The 16,617-nt window shown below is 67.7% G+C and carries 15 protein-coding genes and 1 pseudogene; 5 read left to right on the top strand and 11 right to left on the bottom strand.

The genetic code is table 11. The features are described 5' to 3' along the window. Window positions 1-6: 6 nt before the first annotated feature. Window positions 7-1,494: a M20 family metallopeptidase gene (locus ACIQ7H_RS00105; protein WP_395787099.1), complete on the bottom strand. Its 1,488-nt coding sequence runs from the start codon at window positions 1,492-1,494 to the stop codon at window positions 7-9. Window positions 1,495-1,767: 273 nt separating this feature from the next. On the opposite strand from ACIQ7H_RS00105, the gene ACIQ7H_RS00110 reads away from it, so the two are divergent. After that, window positions 1,768-2,073: a ComEA family DNA-binding protein gene (locus ACIQ7H_RS00110; protein ID WP_395787101.1), complete on the top strand. Its 306-nt coding sequence runs from the start codon at window positions 1,768-1,770 to the stop codon at window positions 2,071-2,073. Between the two features lie 260 nt (window positions 2,074-2,333). Next, window positions 2,334-2,915 carry a HutD family protein gene (locus ACIQ7H_RS00115; protein WP_395787103.1) on the top strand — a complete coding sequence of 194 codons (582 nt, stop codon included), beginning with the start codon at window positions 2,334-2,336 and terminating at the stop codon, window positions 2,913-2,915. 93 nt (window positions 2,916-3,008) lie between these two features. Here ACIQ7H_RS00115 and ACIQ7H_RS00120 read toward each other — a convergent pair whose 3' ends face one another. Further along, window positions 3,009-5,417, bottom strand: a complete 2,409-nt coding sequence (locus ACIQ7H_RS00120) for a M14 family zinc carboxypeptidase (RefSeq protein WP_395787105.1) — start codon at window positions 5,415-5,417, stop codon at window positions 3,009-3,011. A 189-nt stretch (window positions 5,418-5,606) separates the two neighbouring features. Between ACIQ7H_RS00120 and ACIQ7H_RS00125 the strand changes: the two genes are divergently transcribed. The 3 genes from ACIQ7H_RS00125 to ACIQ7H_RS00135 all read left to right on the top strand — a co-directional run bounded on the left by ACIQ7H_RS00125 (window position 5,607) and on the right by ACIQ7H_RS00135 (window position 8,355). Next, window positions 5,607-6,458 (top strand): HlyC/CorC family transporter, encoded by an 852-nt coding sequence (locus ACIQ7H_RS00125; RefSeq protein WP_395787107.1) that lies wholly within the window; start codon window positions 5,607-5,609, stop codon window positions 6,456-6,458. Next, window positions 6,448-7,668 carry a DUF4105 domain-containing protein gene (locus tag ACIQ7H_RS00130; RefSeq protein ID WP_395787109.1) on the top strand — a complete coding sequence of 407 codons (1,221 nt, stop codon included), beginning with the start codon at window positions 6,448-6,450 and terminating at the stop codon, window positions 7,666-7,668. The genes ACIQ7H_RS00125 and ACIQ7H_RS00130 overlap by 11 nt, the downstream gene beginning before the upstream one ends. Window positions 7,669-7,773: 105 nt before the next feature. After that, window positions 7,774-8,355, top strand: coding sequence for an NnrU family protein (locus ACIQ7H_RS00135; protein WP_395787111.1), 582 nt, complete (start codon window positions 7,774-7,776; stop codon window positions 8,353-8,355). Between the two features lie 284 nt (window positions 8,356-8,639). Here the strand turns inward: ACIQ7H_RS00135 and ACIQ7H_RS00140 are convergent, their stop codons facing one another. The 9 genes and pseudogenes from ACIQ7H_RS00140 to fabG all read right to left on the bottom strand — a co-directional run bounded on the left by ACIQ7H_RS00140 (window position 8,640) and on the right by fabG (window position 16,610). Beyond that, complete coding sequence (locus ACIQ7H_RS00140; protein ID WP_395787113.1) at window positions 8,640-8,996, bottom strand: PilZ domain-containing protein; 357 nt, start codon at window positions 8,994-8,996, stop codon at window positions 8,640-8,642. An 89-nt stretch (window positions 8,997-9,085) separates the two neighbouring features. Next, the gene (locus ACIQ7H_RS00145; protein WP_395787115.1) at window positions 9,086-10,048 is read right to left on the bottom strand and encodes a DNA polymerase III subunit delta'; all 963 of its coding nucleotides are present in this window, start codon (window positions 10,046-10,048) and stop codon (window positions 9,086-9,088) included. Continuing rightward, complete coding sequence (tmk, locus tag ACIQ7H_RS00150) at window positions 10,045-10,686, bottom strand: dTMP kinase (protein WP_395787117.1); 642 nt, start codon at window positions 10,684-10,686, stop codon at window positions 10,045-10,047. Before tmk ends, ACIQ7H_RS00145 begins: the two co-directional genes overlap by 4 nt. Continuing rightward, entirely contained in the window at window positions 10,683-11,735 is a 1,053-nt protein-coding gene (gene mltG / locus ACIQ7H_RS00155; protein WP_395787119.1) for an endolytic transglycosylase MltG, read from the bottom strand. Before mltG ends, tmk begins: the two co-directional genes overlap by 4 nt. A gap of 10 nt (window positions 11,736-11,745) precedes the next feature. After that, entirely contained in the window at window positions 11,746-12,570 is an 825-nt protein-coding gene (gene pabC / locus ACIQ7H_RS00160; protein ID WP_395787123.1) for an aminodeoxychorismate lyase, read from the bottom strand. A 71-nt stretch (window positions 12,571-12,641) separates the two neighbouring features. Continuing rightward, a pseudogene (locus ACIQ7H_RS00165) lies at window positions 12,642-14,021 on the bottom strand (aminodeoxychorismate synthase component I); the annotation flags it as partial. A 35-nt stretch (window positions 14,022-14,056) separates the two neighbouring features. Then, window positions 14,057-15,295, bottom strand: a complete 1,239-nt coding sequence (gene fabF, locus ACIQ7H_RS00170; RefSeq protein WP_395787126.1) for a beta-ketoacyl-ACP synthase II — start codon at window positions 15,293-15,295, stop codon at window positions 14,057-14,059. A gap of 172 nt (window positions 15,296-15,467) precedes the next feature. Beyond that, window positions 15,468-15,707 (bottom strand): acyl carrier protein, encoded by a 240-nt coding sequence (gene acpP / locus ACIQ7H_RS00175; protein ID WP_395787129.1) that lies wholly within the window; start codon window positions 15,705-15,707, stop codon window positions 15,468-15,470. A gap of 159 nt (window positions 15,708-15,866) precedes the next feature. After that, entirely contained in the window at window positions 15,867-16,610 is a 744-nt protein-coding gene (gene fabG / locus ACIQ7H_RS00180) for a 3-oxoacyl-ACP reductase FabG (RefSeq protein ID WP_395787510.1), read from the bottom strand. Between the last annotated feature and the right edge of the window lie 7 nt (window positions 16,611-16,617).

The following is a 16,617-nucleotide window of genomic DNA, read 5'->3' on the forward strand; positions in this document are numbered from 1 at the left end:
AAGCTGTCAGCAGCAGCCGTGGTCACCGAAACGACTCTCTCCCGCCGCCACGCCGACTTGAGTCGTTTCACCGCGCTGGCTGGCCTCGAAGTGCGCCGCCAGCACATGCGCCACCGCGGTAGTGACACGCTTGCCGGTCGGAATGTGCAGGAATTCGTTCGGGCCGTGTGCGTTCGAGTGCGGACCGAGCACGCCGGTGATCATGAACTGCGCACCTGGGAACTTCTCGCCCAGCATGCCCATGAACGGGATGGTCCCGCCCTCGCCCATGTACATCGCAGGCCTGCCGAACGCCGCCTGCGAGGCGTCGCCGATCGCGTGGGTCAACCAATGCGACTGGCTCGGTGCGTTCCAGCCGGTGCTGCTCTTCTCCAGCCCGAACTCGACGCGCGCGCCATAGGGGGGATTGTCCAGCAGCAGGCGGGTCAGGGCCTCGCCGGCACGCTCGCCATCCAGGGTCGGCGGCAGCCGCAGCGACAGCTTCACCGCGGTATGCGGGCGCAACACGTTGCCGGCATTTGAAAGCGGCGGCATGCCGTCAACCCCGGTCACCGACAGCGCGGGCCGCCAAGTGCGGTTGAGCACCAGCTCGTGCAGCTCGCTGTGCATCGGCGACATGCCCGGCAGGAACGGAAACTTCTGATAGATCTCGCGATCGAGCACGGCGCTGGCGCGCTTGGCCTGCTCGATGCGCTCTGCCGGAATCTCCACGTGCAGATCGCACGGCAGGATGCGCCCGCTGATCTCATCCTCAAGCCGCGACAGCAGCTGGCGCAGGATGCGGAAGCTCGACGGCACAACGCCGGAGGCATCGCCGGAGTGCACGCCTTCCTCCAGCACGGTGACGCTCAGATTGCCGCCGGCCAGGCCACGCAGCGAGGTGGTGCACCACAGCTGTTCGTAGTTGCCGCAGCCCGAGTCCAGGCACACCACCAGTGAGGGCTTGCCGATCCGCGCAGCCAGGTGGTCGACGTAGAAGGGCAGGTCGTAGCTGCCGGATTCTTCACAGGCCTCGATCAGGATCACGCAGCGGCTGTGCGGCCGGCCCTGCTGCTGCAGCGCCATGATCGCCGCCAGCGAGCCGAACAGTGCGTAGCCATCGTCGGCGCCACCCCGGCCGTAAAGCTTGTCGCCCTTGATCACCGGTTTCCAAGGGCCGAGATCATCGGCCCAGCCGGTCATTTCCGGCTGTTTGTCGAGGTGGCCATACAGCAGCACGGTGTCGGCATTGGCGGCATCGCTTCCGGCGATCTCGATGAAGATCAGCGGCGTGCGCCCGGCCAAGCGCACTACCTCGACCTGCATGCCGCGCACCGGCTGGGCGCGGGCCCAGCGCTCCATCAGTTTGACCGCGTCTTCCATATAGCCGTGCTGCTGCCAGTCGGCGTCGAACATCGGCGACTTGTTGGGGATGCGGATGTACTCGACCAGTTGGCCGACGATTTCGTCGTCCCAAAGCTCGGCCACAAAACGTTCGACCTGCTGCGGATCCATGTTCACTCCTTGGCGCATTCGACAGGCGCGGCCACACCGGCCGGCGGGTGCCCCAGTTTAGCCGCTGCGCCCGCCGCGAACGTCGACGCCTGCGGGTAGGAAATTTCCTAGCCGCAGGCGCAGCGAATTCCGACCTCTTTCCGGCCACTACGCCGATGCCCGCGAGCCCAGCACATCCGCAGACTTTCTCCACCGGCACACCTCGCCGGTCCCGGGCCGACGGACTTCCGCACCGGGCACTCGCAACCAACACTGACCATGAGGATGCACGCCATGAACCGTCTGACTTCCCTGTTTGCTTCGCTGATCCTGTCCCTGCTGCTGGCCGGCGCTGCCTTTGCCGCCGACAAGGTCAATATCAACACCGCTGACGCAGCCACCCTGGCCGCAGTGCTGAACGGCATTGGCCCGGCCAAGGCCGAAGCGATCGTCGCCTACCGCAGCGAGAACGGCCCGTTCCGCAGCGCCGACCAGCTCGCAGAAGTGCGCGGTATCGGCCTCGCCACCGTCGAAAAGAACCGTGACCTGATCGTGGTGACCGCCGCACCGGCGGCCGCTGCGCCCGCACCCGCGCGCTGACGGCGCTCCGACCCCGGCGCGAGGCCGTCGGCGCAGGTATCCGGGAGCGTGTCGGCCGATAGCTGACACCGCGCGGGCCACGGAGGGCCCGCCCCCGGGGGAAGTCGGCAGCGCAGGAAGCGCAGCCCCGCATGTTCAGGAAGGAACCCGCCCCGACGCCTGCGTCGGGGCTTTTGCATGCGAGCGCAGAGCGCGCTGACCACGCCGCCGCGATTCGCCGACGCCTACACTTGAGCGTGCTTTCTTTGCGCCCGCCGCCGATGACCCTGATCGCCCTGCCCGCCCATCTCTATCAACGCCAGCGCTGGCGCAATGGCCTCGGCTGGACGCGCGAAATCTGGCGCAGCGGCGAGGGCCCGGCCTGGCGGGTGTCGATTGCCGAGATCGACGCCGACTGCGAGTTCTCAAGCTTTCCCGACTGCAGGCGACAGCTGCGACTGCTGGCAGGTGCAGGCCTTTGCGTGCAGATCAATGCGCAGGATCCGACGATCCTTGCACTGCCGTTCGCCGCACTCGACTTCAACGGTGACGATGCGGTCGCGGCGCACCTGATCGATGGCCCCGTGCAAGTGCTGAATCTGATCCATCGCCCCGACGCCATTGATGCACGGCTGCTGCATCGCCCATTGCTGGGCAGCATGCTGTTCTTCCTGCGCCCGGGCCAGACTTGGCTGTTGCACCTCGCGGCAGGCCAGGCGCGCCTGCGCGAGGCGGATCATCAGTTGCAGCTTGGCGCCGGCGACAGCGCCCTGCTGTTTGGCGAGGCAGGGCGCGTGCAGCTCGAAGGTGGCGGCGATTTGCTGCTGGTGCAGACCGACCGTCGAGCTGACGCAGCGGTGTGAAGTCCTGATGTTCGTGCCGCTACCAGCACCCGACCGCGATGCTGCGAAATAGACTTGGCCACCCCCACGCAGAGCGCGAGGACGGCGGTTCGATCAGGGCGCTTCGAAGCCATTGGCGAAAATGTCACCAGGTGCCTGCAGCGCGCGGCAAGCCGCACCGCCGGCTTCCAGCACGACGTCATCGAGATACCAGCCATCGCGCACGTCCGAAGTATCGCTGGTCAGCCGGAAGCGGATCTGCGCCGCGGCAGAACCGGCCAACTGCGGCACCGGCACCACCAGATCACGCCAGCTCGTCGAACCGTCGCAGCTGAACACATTGGTCCAGGCCTGGGCGGGGCCGGTGCGCACGTCGATCAGGCCGAAGTCGTAGCCCGCCTCGGTATTGCAGTACGAGCGCAAACGCAGCACAGGACTCTCGAAGCCCTGCATGTCCACCGCCGGTGAAATCAGCTGCACGTTGATGTTGTTGGCGTAGTTGCCGGCAGGGCTGTCGTGCCAGGCGCGGCTGCTGGTCACTGCGTTCGGCTGCACGATGCTCCAGTTGCCGCTGGCGGGCGAGGTCGTCCAGCCCTGCGCGCCATTCTCGGCGTCCATCCGCAGGCGCGGGCAATAGGCATAGAGCTGCAGGTCGCGGGTGTTCTGCGCGCCCGCGGTCAGGTTCAGGCCGCTGACCTGCAGCGGCTCGAAGCCCGGCGCGGTCACCTGCAGGCTGGTCGAGGAGGCCGGCACACGCCGCCCGTACTGCCCGTTCGAATCGCTGCTGGCGATGTACTCGCCGATCCGCACCTGCGCGCCGACCACGCTGCTGTTGTCCGCCCGGCTGCTGATGCGCCCCGCCAGCTCGACGACCTGGTTCGGCTGCAGAACCGTCAGGAAGGCCGCGCTGACCGGCCCGGTGGCGCCGCTGCTGTCGGTGCCTTCGACATACACCAATTGACGACCGGCGGTCGGTGCCGGCAGTTGCGCATCGACCGCTTCGCTGCTGGTGTTGAAACTGCCGTCGCTGGCGGTCATTGCCAGCGGCATGGCCCCGGCCAGCCACGGCGGCGTGCCCAGATAGGCGCGCGCCGCAGTGATCGATTGCACCGGAACGCTTCCGTTGCGGGTGCTGCTGCGGCTGTCGTCGACGCGCGCACGGATGCGCACACTCTCGCCGACCACCGGCAGATCGGGCTCCAACGTGACCTCGAACGCCTCGGGCCCGAACGGCAGCACATAGGGCCGGCGCACGGTCTTGGCGGCATACAGCAGGGCCTGCAGATTGGCCGGATAGACCGTGCTTTCGAAGCTCGCACAGGCCTGGAAGAACGCCGTACCGAGTTCGAAGGTGTAGGCCGGAAGGCCCAGCTCGCCATAGGCGAAGTCGTCGGTGGTGCCGTCGGTCGGATACAGGCCCACGGACTGGCCTGGTTCATAGCCATTGAACCAGGCGAAGCGTCGACCCAGCTGCTCCAGCGCTTGCGAATTCGGGGCCAGCGTGTTGTTCATGCCCCAGGGCCAGAGCACCAGCTGCGAGAAGCTGTGAATGTCCAGAAAGATCCCGCGCAGCGTGTCCGGCGCGGGATCGTTCATGCCTGGCCCGCGCAGGTCCGGATATACGCTGCGGATATAGTTGACGACAGCCTGGGTTTCCGGCTCCGAAGCCGCCAGCGGGCCACGGTAGGTGTCCGCGCAAGGGTTACCGCTGGAGCCATTCGGCACCGTGCTCCACGCAAACGGAAAGTTGCGGTTGAGATCGGCGCCGCGGCTGGTGCTGGCAGCACCGCAATAGCCCTGATTGGTGTTCTTGCGCCAGGACAGACCGGTTTCGGCGCGCTTGCGACCGTCCGGGTTCGACTGCACCAGCAGATGCACTTCGTGGTGGTCGAGGATCCAGGTCGCGTCGGCATCGCGGCCATAGCCAGCCAGCAGGTACTCGGCGAAGCGCAGGTTGAGTTCGGCGGTGGTGTACTCGCGCGCATGGATGGCGGTCATTGCGAACAACACCGGCTTGTCGCCGGGCAGGCCGCGATTGGTCAGCCGCAGCACGCGCAGGCGCTCGCCACCGCCGCTGCCAGATTCCCAGCTGGCGCCAATGTCGAGGGTCTGGACCAGCTGCGGATACTCCAGCGCGAGCGAATCCAACCGCGCCTGCGTTTCAGCCACGGTGCGATAGCAGGCATAGCCGGGAATCGCCTTGGCGGTGCCGGTGCCTTGCCCGAGCTGCGCATTCAAGGCCTCGCTCAGAATCGGATCGACCGAGACATACAGACCTTTGGCGAGCAGATCGAGGCGTTCGCCGACCGGCGCGTCGAAGGTCACCACGCCCTTGGCGCGGTCGACGATCAGATGTCCGTTCTGCTGGGCCAGCGTGCGGATCACCTGCTGGTCGCGAGTGTGCACGCGCAGCACCTGCAGGGCGGCTTCAGCCTGCGGCACTTCGGCGGCCGTGCCAGGCGGCTTGTGTGCGCCAACGCTGCCAGCAGTCACCAGCAACGCGCTGGTCACCAGCAGGGCCATGCCCCGCCGCCGATGCCGAACCGATCCGCCCGCCCCGATACGCATGCCCCACCCCCCAATGAACAATCCGCCATTGTGCACAGCGGCTGCGGTTTGACCAGCCGGCGCTGGCGGGCCATTGAACCGAGCTGTCACCGGCTTCGGCTACACTCTTCGGCGTTGCCCCATCGGGGCGCCTGTCACGAAGCAATGTCCGAAGATCCCAGCAGTACCAGCGGCTCGCCGAGCCGGTCCTGGTTTGGTCGCCTGACCCAGGCCCTGTCCGGCGAGCCCAAAAGCCGCGAAGACCTGCTTGACGAGCTGCGCTCAGCGCAGTCCGCGGGTTTGCTCACCGCCGACACCTTGAGCATGATCGAAGGCGCGATTGCCGTGTCCGATCTGCAGGTCGGCGACGTGATGGTGCCGCGCGGCCAGATGGTCGCGATCGCGCTCGACTCCAGCCCAGCCGAAGCGCTGCAGGTGGTGGTCGACAGCGGCCATTCGCGTTTCCCGGTGCATGGCGATGACCGCGACGAGATCGTCGGCATCCTGCTGGCCAAAGACCTGCTGCGCGGCTATGCGCTGGGCGCGGCGCCCGAGCTGTCAAGCCTGCTGCGGCCGGCGGTGCTGATTCCCGAATCCAAGCGGCTGAACGTGCTGCTGAAGGAGTTCCGCCAGTCGCGCAATCACATGGCGATCGTGGTCGACGAGTTCGGCGGCGTGGCCGGCCTGGTCACGATCGAGGACCTGCTGGAGCAGATTGTCGGCGACATCGACGACGAGCACGACGACGCCCCGGCCGAGGACGAACACGTCGAGCAGACAGGACAGGGCTGCTATGAGGTCGAAGCGCTGATGCCGATCTCCGAATTCAACGAGCGCTTCGGCGCCGAACTGTCCGACGACGAGTACGACACCATCGGCGGCCTCTTCATCGCGGCACTCGGCCATGTCCCCGAGATCGGCGAGACGCTTGAGCTCGGCGGCTTCCAGCTCAGCGTGCTGGAGTCCGACGGACGTCGTCTGCACACGCTTGAGCTGCGGCTCGTAGATGCGGAGTGAGGGCGGCGGCGCAGGCACGGGATCTGCGGCCGTAGTCAGCCGACGGCTGCGCGCGGCCGTGCTGCTGGCCTGCCTGCTGCTCGCGGCGCAGGCGCTGGGCGCGCCGCGGATCGGCCTGGTGACCATGGAGCCGGGCGAGGCCTACTGGGCGCGGTTCGGCCACAACGCGCTGCTGGTGGATTCGGGCGATCCGCAGGAGCCGGTGTTCTACAACTTCGGCTACTTCGATTTCGATCAGCCCGGCTTTCTGCTGCGCTTCCTGCGCGGCGAGATGCGCTATCTGGCGGTCGCTCTGCCGATGTCGTCCGACCTCGGCAACTACGCGGCCGAAGGTCGCGGCGCACGCCTGCAGTGGCTGGCGCTGGAGCCGGAGCAGGCCCAGCGATTGGCGGATGCGCTGGCCGAGCAGGTGCGGCCCGAGAACGCCGAGTACCGCTACGACTACTTCGTTTCCAACTGTTCGACCAAGGTTCGCGATGCGCTCGATGCAGCCCTCGGCGGCGAGCTGCAGCGGCAGTTGGACGGCCGCTCTGAGGGCGCGACCTATCGTTTCGAGGCGCTGCGTCACGGTGCCGGCGTGCCCTGGCTGCTGGCTGGGATGCATTTCGGGCTCGGCCCCTACGCCGACCGACCGCTGTCGCTGTGGGAGCAGAGCTTCATCCCCGCACGACTGGCGCAGGCATTGCGCGACGTGCGCCGCGCCGACGGTGCGCCGCTGGTGATCGCCGAACGCGAGCTGCTGCCGCACCGCGGGCCCGACGCTGCCGACGCACCACCGCCAATGCTGCTCTGGGCGCTGGCCGCGGGCCTGTTGCTGGCCGGTCTGTTGACGGTCGCGCTGCGCAGCCGGCCCGCGGCCTGGTTCCTGCTGCTGTTCTGGAGCATCAGCGGCGCGGTCGGCCTTGGGATGCTTGCGCTGTGGTTCGGCACGACGCATGAGTCGGCCTGGGCCAATCGCAACCTGCTGCTGGCCAACCCCTTGAGCCTGCTGCTGCTGCCCGCCTGCATCGGCCTATTGCGGCAGGGCCGCCACCCGCGCGAGAGTTGGCTGCGCTTCGCCGCTGCGGCACTGGCGATCGTCGCGGTGGCTGGCCTCGTGCTGGCGCAGGTGCAGGTGTATCCGCAGCAGCAGCTCGATTGGATCGCCCTGCTGCTGCCGGCGCAGCTGGCGGCGGCGCTGAGCCTGCAGCGGCGACGCAGTGGCGCCTGATTTCGCAGCAGCTGTCCGCCGACCTACTGCAACGTCCGGCCCAGCGCCTGAATCCACCGACTCTGCGGGCCCGCGCTCGCGTCACCTGTCTTCGAGGAGCCTGCAATGCTGATCCTGCTGTGTGGTCTGCTGCTGTTCCTGGGAGTGCACTCGCTGCGCGCGCTTGCGCCACGACTGCGCGATGCGCGCATCGCCAGCTGGGGCATTGGCAGCTGGAAGGCGATCTACAGCCTGCTCTCCATCGCCGGCTTCGTGCTGATCGTGTACGGCTACGGCCTGGCGCGCAGCGAGCCGGTGCTGCTGTGGTCGCCGCCGCTGTGGCTGCGCCACTTCGCCGCCCTGTTCACCCTGCCCGCATTCGTTCTGCTGGCCGCGGCCTACCTGCCGAACAACCACTTCAAGACGCGCCTGCGCCATCCGATGCTGCTGGCCGTCAAGCTGTGGGCGCTCGGACATCTGTTGGCGGTGGGCTGGCTGCACGCAGTGCTGACGATGGCCGCTTTTCTGGCCTGGGCGGTGATCGCTTTTGCCGCTGCGCGGCGGCGTGATCGCGCTGCCGGCGCGCCGCCCGCCACTCGTTCAAACGTGGTCAGCAGCGCCGCTGCGGTGATCATCGGCGCGGTGGCGTGGGCCGTGTTCGTGTTTCATCTGCACCTGCCGCTGATCGGCATCGCGCCGTTCGGCTGAGGCCTACAGCGCCAGCCGCTCGCGGATGGCGCGCGCCTGGCGCCGCGACACTTCGAACACTGCGCAGGGGGGCCCACTCAGTGTTGTGCTTGGGGTGGCGTCAGTTTCGGCGCAGGCACGCTGCGGGTTGCGGGTTGCGGGTTGCGGGTTGCGGGTTGCGGGTTGCGGGTTAAGGGTTAAGGGTTAAGGGTTACGGGTTACGGGTTACGGGTTACGGGTTACGGAACATTACACGCCCGGCCGCTGGGCACCATGAGCGGCGCCAGCGTCGGTACCAACGGCAGCTACATGGTGTGGGTCGGCTTGTCGCTGGCGCCCAGGCCGGCCAGCAGAGTTTCGATCTTGCCGCGCACGGCTTCGCCCTCGGCCGAGTCGTTGAACTGCACGCCGATACCGGCCGCACGATTGCCCTGCGCGCCCGCAGGAGTCAGCCAGATCACCTTGCCAGCCACCGGCAGACGTTCTTTGTCGTCGAGCAGGCTGAGCAGCAGGAACACTTCGTCGCCGAGGCTGTAGCGCCGCGGCGTCGGCACGAAAATGCCACCACCTTTGATGAAGGGCATGTAGGCCTGATACAGCGCCTGCTGTTCCTTGATGGCCAGCGACAGGATGCCCTGTCGCATCATTCCGGCTGCCTGCATGGGAGCGGTATCCGTGGTGTCCGCGGCTGCGGCGATTGATGCGAAGGCTAGCAGCTTGCAGGGCCGGGCTGGAACCCGCGGCGATGCTGTCAGGCCGCGGCCACCTCGCGCCAGCGCAACAGCAGCTCGCCCAGCAGCAGATCAGAACGCAGCGGCGTGTCGAGTTGGGCGCGAACCCGATTGGCCTGGTCGTACCAGTCGGCCAGCTCGGCGAACGCCTCGCCGCTGCCCTGCGCCAGCAGCGCCAGCAGCGCCAGGCGTCCGCGGTCGCGCACACAAGCAGCGGCGTGCGCCAGGCGCTCGGCGGGGCGATCGTCCAGCCAGGCCTTGACCGTTTCGCTCAAGGCGATGCGGTTCTGCGCCAGCGCATCAAGGTCCTTCTCGACGGCGCGCCGCAGCTGCAGGCCTTGCGCTTCGATCAAGGCGAGTGCAGCGCCCGGATGTCCATCGGCCAGCGCCAACGCTTCGTCGATACGGCTGCCGTCTATACCCTGCCCGGCCAGCCAGGCGCGCGCCTCTTCAAGCGGCGGCGGGCGCAGCTCGATGCGCTGGCAGCGGCTGCGGATGGTCGCCGGCAGTCGGTACGGGGTGTCGCTGACCAGGATCAGGTAGCGGCCGTCCTGGGGTTCTTCCAGGGTTTTCAGCAGCGCGTTGGCGGCGTTGGCATTCAGCGCCTCGGCGGGATCGATCACGCTGACGATGGCGCCGCCGAGCTGGGCGGTCAGGCTGATCTTCTGGCCGAGATCGCGGATCTGTTCGACCACGATGACATTGCGCGGCTCGCCTTTGTCGTTCAGGGCGAAGCTGATCCGGTAGGCGTCGGCGTGGGTACCGGCCTGCTGCAGTTTGCAGGCCCGACAGTGCCCGCAGGCGGGCTGAGCGCCGCTCGCGTCCTGACACAGAAGCCGGGCGACGATGGCATCGACCAGGGCGCGCTTGCCCAGCTTGGCCGGGCCGCAGACCAACAGGCCGTGGCCAAGACGGCCGCTGTCCAGGCTGGCCAAGGCACGCTCGAAGGCGCGCTGCTGCCACGGCGAGAAGCCCATGCTCATCGCTGCGCCTCGACCTGCTGATTCAGCCGCAGAACAACCGCCGCCGCCACGTCCGCTGCTGGCTGACGCGCATCGACCACGCACCAGCGCGCGGGATCGGCGGCGGCGCGCGCGCGGTAGGTGGCGCGCACGCGCTCGAAAAAGGTGATCGACTCGGCCTCGATCCGATCCGGCGCGGCGCGACTGCCGGCGCGAGCCAGGCCGGTTTCGACCGGCAAATCGAGCAGGAATGACAGGCCCGGCCGAATGCCTGCAACCCAGCGCTCAAGCTCGGCAATCCGGCCGGCGTCGATGCCGCGGCCTCCACCCTGATAGGCGAAACTGGCATCGGTGAAGCGATCGCACAGCACCCAGTCGCCACGCTCCAGCGCCGGCAGGATGCACTCGCGCACCAGCTGCGCGCGCGAGGCCATCATCAGCAGCAGCTCGCTCTCGGCGCACAGGCCGCGCAGCTCCGGGTTCAGCAGCACCGCGCGCACGGCTTCGCCGACCGCGGTGCCACCGGGTTCGCGCAGCAGCAGCACCGTTTGGCCGAGCGCCCGCAAGGCGTCCGCCGCCGCGGTGATTACCGTGCTTTTGCCGGCACCCTCGCCGCCCTCGAAGCTGATGAAGCGGGCCGTGTTCAACGCGCGATTCATCGGCTGCGCTCCCGTGCCCGCCAGCGCGCCACCGCCCGATTGTGTTCCGCCAGAGTCCGCGAGAACACGTGTCCGCCATCACCGCTGGCAACGAAATAGAGCGCGTCGCCAGGCGCCGGATCGACTGCGGCTTCGATCGCGGCGCGGCCCGGCATGGCGATCGGCGTCGGCGGCAGGCCGTCGCGGGTGTAGGTGTTCCAGGGCGTGTCGGTGTCGAGGTGGCTGCGCAGGATCACGCCACGGTAGGCATCGCCGACGCCGTAGATCACGGTCGGATCGGTCTGCAGCCGCATGCCGATCCGCAGCCGCCGGTTGAACACGCCGGAGACCTGGCGGCGTTCGCCACCGATGCCGGTTTCCTTCTCGATGATCGAGGCCAGAATCAGGGCCTCATCGGGTGACTGCAGCGGCAGGTCCGGCTGGCGCTTGGCCCAGGCCTGCTCCAGCGCCCGGTCGAGCGCGCGCTTGGCCCGGCGCAGCACATCCAGATCGCTCATGCCGCGGGTGTAGTAATAGGTTTCGGGCAGGAAGCGGCCCTCCGCAGGCACGCCCTCGGCGTCCAGCCGGCGCATGATCTCGGCCTCGCCCAGGCCCGGCAGCGTTTGCTCCAGCACCTCGGCCTGCGACAGCGCGAGGCGCAGCTCGCGAAAGTTCATTCCCTCCACAATCGTCACTCGTCGCTGCAGCACCCGGCCATCGGCGAACTGCTGCAGCAGCGCGCGCGGGGTCGCGTTCGCGGGCAGCCGGTACTCGCCGGCCTGAATGCGCCCGCCGACCTCCATCTCACGCGCCAGCAGCCGCCAGAACTCCTCACGACCCGGCTCAAGGCCGGCCTGCTGCAGACGCTGCAGCACCCGGCGCAGGCCGTCGCCGCGCTGCAGGATCACATCGGTCTCGGCGTCCAGGCCGGCCACGGGCCTAAGGTTGAACAGCTGGTACTGCTGCCACAGCCAAGCCACGCCCGCGCCGGCCACGAGCACGCCGAGCAACAGCAGGAGCAGCAGCCGACGCAGCCAGCTGCGCCGGGGTTTGGGGGCGGACTTGCTCAAGACGACTCCTTCAGGCCTGCGGCGCCAGCGCCGGAACCTCGTTCCAGAGCTGGGCGATCAGGCCGGCGATCAGGGGCTGCGGCCGGTAGCGGCGCGTGCCCAGTCGGGCGACCGGCAGGATACCGCGCAGGCTGCTGCTCAAGAACAGCGCATCCGCGCGTTCGAGATCCTGCGGTAGCAGCTCGCCGATTTCGACATCGGTGCGGGTGAGGACCCAGTCGCGGCAGATGCCGGCGATGCCGCAGGCGCGCAGCGCGGGCGTGCGCAGACGTCCGTGCGCCAGCACGAACACATTGGCTGCGGTGGCGCAGACCGCGCGACCGGTGGTGTCGAGCATCAGGCCCTCGAACGCGCCGGTATTGGCAAGCTCATCGCGCGCCAGCACCTGCTCCAGCCGGTTGAGATGCTTGAACCCCGCCAGCCGCGGCTGCAGGGCCAGCCGGGTCTCGCACCAGCGCAGCGTTACGCCCTCGACGTAGTCACTGCCGAGCAGGGGCGGCGCCGCATGCAGGCTGAGCACGCGCTGGCTGCGCGCGCCCGGCTCGGGGGCATAGCCACGGCCATGGCCGGTTCGGGTCAGCACGATCTTCAGCACAGCGCGTGCCTGATCGGCACAAAGCTGCTCGGCCTCGTATTCGAGCAGGTCGGCGTCCGGCATGCGCAGCCCCAGCGCCTCGCAGCCGCGCCGCAGCCGCGCCAGATGCTCGCCCCACCAGACCGGGCGGCCGTCCTGCACCAGCACGGTTTCGAAGGCGCCATCGCCGTAGTTGAATCCACGGTTGCCGACTTCGATGCTGTCGCCTGCCTCGCCGTCGATGAGCACACCCAGGCGCATCAGTTCGAAGTCCTGTCATTGCCATCGGCGGCAGCATCGAGCACCGGTGCGCGTCGCGCAACAAGCTCAACGGACGGATCGAACGCTCGCAGCAGGCCTCGCGCCTTGACGCGGGTTTCGGCCAGTTCGGCGGCGGCGTCGGAATCGATCACGATGCCGGCACCGGCGCGGAAGCCCGCCTCGCGGCCGTACAGCCACAGGCTGCGGATCAGGATATTCAGGTCCATGTCGCCGCTGCGGTCCAGGTAGCCGAGGGCGCCAGTGTAGGGGCCGCGGCCCTCGCCTTCGAGCTCGCCGATGATCTGCATGCAGCGCACCTTCGGGCAGCCGGTAATCGTGCCGCCTGGAAACACCGCCGCAATCGCCTGCCCGGGGCTGACGCCCGTGCGCAGCTGCCCGCGCACGTTGCTGACGATGTGATGGACGTGGGCATAGCTCTCCAGCCCCATCAGCTCGTCGACTTCAACGCTGCCGGGGATGCAGACACGACCGAGGTCGTTGCGCTCCAGATCGATCAGCATCACGTGCTCGGCGCGTTCCTTCGGATGCCCAATCAACTCCGCACGGCGTGCGGCATCGTCCATCGGGTCGTCCACGCTGCGCGCGCGGGTGCCGGCGATCGGCCGGGTTTCCGCGAGTTTGCCGCGCACCGACAGCAATCGCTCTGGCGAGGAACTGAGCAGGGCCCAGTCGTCCCAGGCCAGCAGGCCGGCGAACGGCGCCGGATTGGCGGCGCGCAGGCGGGCGTAAAGGTCGGCCGGTGCCGGCGCCAACTCGAAACTGACTCGCCAACTGCGCGACAGGTTGACCTGGAACACGTCGCCAGCGCGCAGATACTCGTGAATGCGTCCGACGCCATCGATGAAGGCGGCGCCATCGGCTTCTTCGATCCGATGCGGCGGCAGCGTGGGCAAGGTGTCCCGCGCCAGCTGTGATTCGTGATGTGCCGAACACGCGGCGGACCAATCGTCGCCGAGCTGATCCAGCCAAGCCTGCGCCTGCGAATGCTCTTCGGCCACCGCCCAGACCGCGCCCGTTTCGCGGTCGCGCAGGATCGCCGCCGGGCAGCGCAGGGCGAGCGCAATCGGCAGGCCACCCGGTGCGGCCAAGCGCGCAACGCGCGGTTCGACTTCGCTGGCGAGCTCGTAGCCAAGCAGCAGTGCCCAGCCACCGCTGAAGGGCAGTTCAGTCACCGTGGCCGGCGTGCCGGCAGCGGCGAAATCGCGATCCAGATTGGCGAGGAACCCGCCATCGAGAAGACGGCCGTCCAGTCGCCGGCATCGACCGTCGGCATCAAGGCGGAAACCACCTTGCGGCAACGCCAGCAGCAGATCGAAGCGTGCGCGACCGCCTTCGGCCGCGCTCTCCAGCACACAGGGGTACCGCTGCGGGTGCGCCCGATGCAGGCTCAGCAGATCAACCGCAGCGGAAGTCAGCGCGCGCTGCGGCATCGGTATGCGGCGACTCTAGACCCGTGCACCGGCGCTCAGACGCGCCGGAACACCAGGGTGCCGTTGGTGCCGCCGAAGCCGAAGCCGTTCGACATCGCGACATCGATCGCTTTCTCGCGGGCGACGTTCGGCACATAGTCGAGATCGCAACCTTCGCCGGGCTCATCGAGGTTGATCGTCGGCGGCACCAGCCCGTTGTGCAGGGCGAGGATGCTGAAGATCGCCTCGATGCCGCCGGCCGCACCGAGCAGATGCCCGGTCATCGATTTGGTCGAGCTGACCAGGGTGCGGTAGGCGTGGTCGCCCAACGCGCGCTTCATCGCCATGGTCTCGGCGAGGTCACCCAGCGGCGTCGAAGTGCCATGCGCGTTGAGGTAGCCGACCTGATCCGCATTGATGCCGGCATCCTTGAGCGCAGCGATCATGCAGCGCGCTGCGCCTTCGCCGTCTTCGGCCGGTGCGGTCATATGGTAGGCATCCGAACTGGCGCCGAAACCGGCCAGTTCGCAGTAGATGCGCGCGCCGCGCGCCTTGGCGCGTTCGTACTCCTCCAGCACCAGCACGCCGGCGCCGTCGCCCATCACGAAGCCATCGCGATCCTTGTCCCACGGCCGTGAGGCGCGGGTCGGATCGTCGTTGCGGGTCGACATCGCCTTCATCGAACAGAAGCCGGCGACCGAAGTCGGGCTGGTGCCGCGCTCGGCGCCGCCAGCAACCATCACGTCAGCGTCGCCGTACTGGATCAGACGCATCGCCATGCCGACCGAGTGGTTGGCGGTGGCGCAGGCGGACACCGCGGAAAAATTCGGGCCCTTGATCCCGGTCAGGATCGACAGGTGGCCGCTGACCATGTTGATGATCGTGCTCGGCACATAGAACGGCGAGACCTTGCGCGGGCCGCCTTCAATCAGGCGCGCGGTGGTGTCTTCAATGCCGATGATGCCGCCGATGCCAGAACCGATAATCGTGCCGATGCGCTCGGCATTGGCCTCGGTGACTTCAAGACCGGAATCCTTCAGCGCCATCAGGCCGGCGGCGACGCCGTAGTGGATGAAAGGATCCATCCGCTTGGCTTCTTTGGCCGGGATATAGGCGGCAGGGTCGAAATCGCGAACTTCCCCGGCGATGCGGGTGGCGTACGCGGTGGGGTCGAACTGGGTGATCGGGCCGATGCCCGAGCGGCCGTGGGTGATGTTGTCCCAGGCGCTGGCGAGATCATTGCCCACCGGCGAGACGATGCCCATGCCGGTGATGACGACGCGACGCTTGCTCATGCGGGCTCCGTGCCGGCGAATGCTCCGGCGGGTGACGAACCGGGGCCGTGGGCCGCGTCGGTTCGGAACGCAAACTTTCGCTCAAAAACAAAACCGCCCCGCCGCGATGGCGGAGACGGTTTTCGATTCAGGAGCGGCGCCGCGCTGGGCGCCGTCCGATGCAGGCAGCCGCTTACGACTTGACGTGAGCCTTCACGTAGTCGATGGCCTGCTGCACGCTGGTGATCTTCTCAGCGTCTTCGTCCGGGATCTCGCACTCGAACTCTTCTTCCAGGGCCATCACCAGCTCGACGGTATCGAGCGAGTCCGCGCCCAGATCGTCCACAAAGGAGGCGTTCGCAGTGACTTCTTCTTCTTTGACGCCCAGCTGTTCCACGACGATCTTCTTGACGCGTTCTTCGATGCTGCTCATGGGGTTCAATTCCTCTGACGGAAAACTCGGCGCATTGTAGTGGGAACCGCCCGACCGCACTACACGGCCGGGGCGGGGACCCGTCTGCACCCGACGGGTTATTGTGCTTTTGGATCCAAACAGATGCGGCAGGCTTGATCGCAACACAAGTCGCACGCATCAGGGCATATACATACCACCGTTCACATGCAGGGTCTCGCCGGTGATGTAGGCGGCGGAAGGTCCGGCAAGAAATGCAACGGCGTTGGCGATATCGGCAGCTTCACCGAGACGTCCCAGCGCGATCTGGCCCAGCAGTGCGTTGCGCGAATCCTCAGGCAGCGAGCGGGTCATGTCGGTATCGATGAAGCCGGGCGCGACCACGTTGACCGTGATGCCACGGCTGCCGATTTCTTTCGCAAGCGATTTCGAGAATCCGATGATCCCCGCTTTGGCCGCGGCGTAGTTGGCCTGCCCGGCGTTGCCGGTGACACCGATCACCGAGGCGATGTTGATGATGCGGCCGCGGCGCGCCTTCATCATGCCGCGCAGCACCGCCTTGCTGGTGCGATAGACCGAGCTCAAATTGGTATCGAGAATCGCCTGCCAGTCGTCGTCCTTCATCCGCATCAGCAAACCATCGCGGGTGATGCCGGCATTGTTCACCAGAATGCTGATCGGACCGATCCCTTTGCCGATCGCTTCGATCAGGGCCTCCACAGCAGCGCCATCGGCCACGTCCAGCACACGTCCCGCGCCGCCCTGCGCGGCCAGACGCTCGCCAATGGCAGCGGCGCCGGCCTCACTGGTGGCGGTGCCGACAACGGTCGCACCCTGCGCAGCCAGCAGATCGGCGATGGCTGCGCCGATGCCACGGCTGGCGCCGGTGACGAGGACGACCTCGCCCTTCAATACTTGAGTCATGCGGTTC

The organism is Aquimonas sp., from assembly GCF_044377145.1.
In the GTDB taxonomy this organism is placed as follows: domain Bacteria; phylum Pseudomonadota; class Gammaproteobacteria; order Xanthomonadales; family Xanthomonadaceae; genus Aquimonas.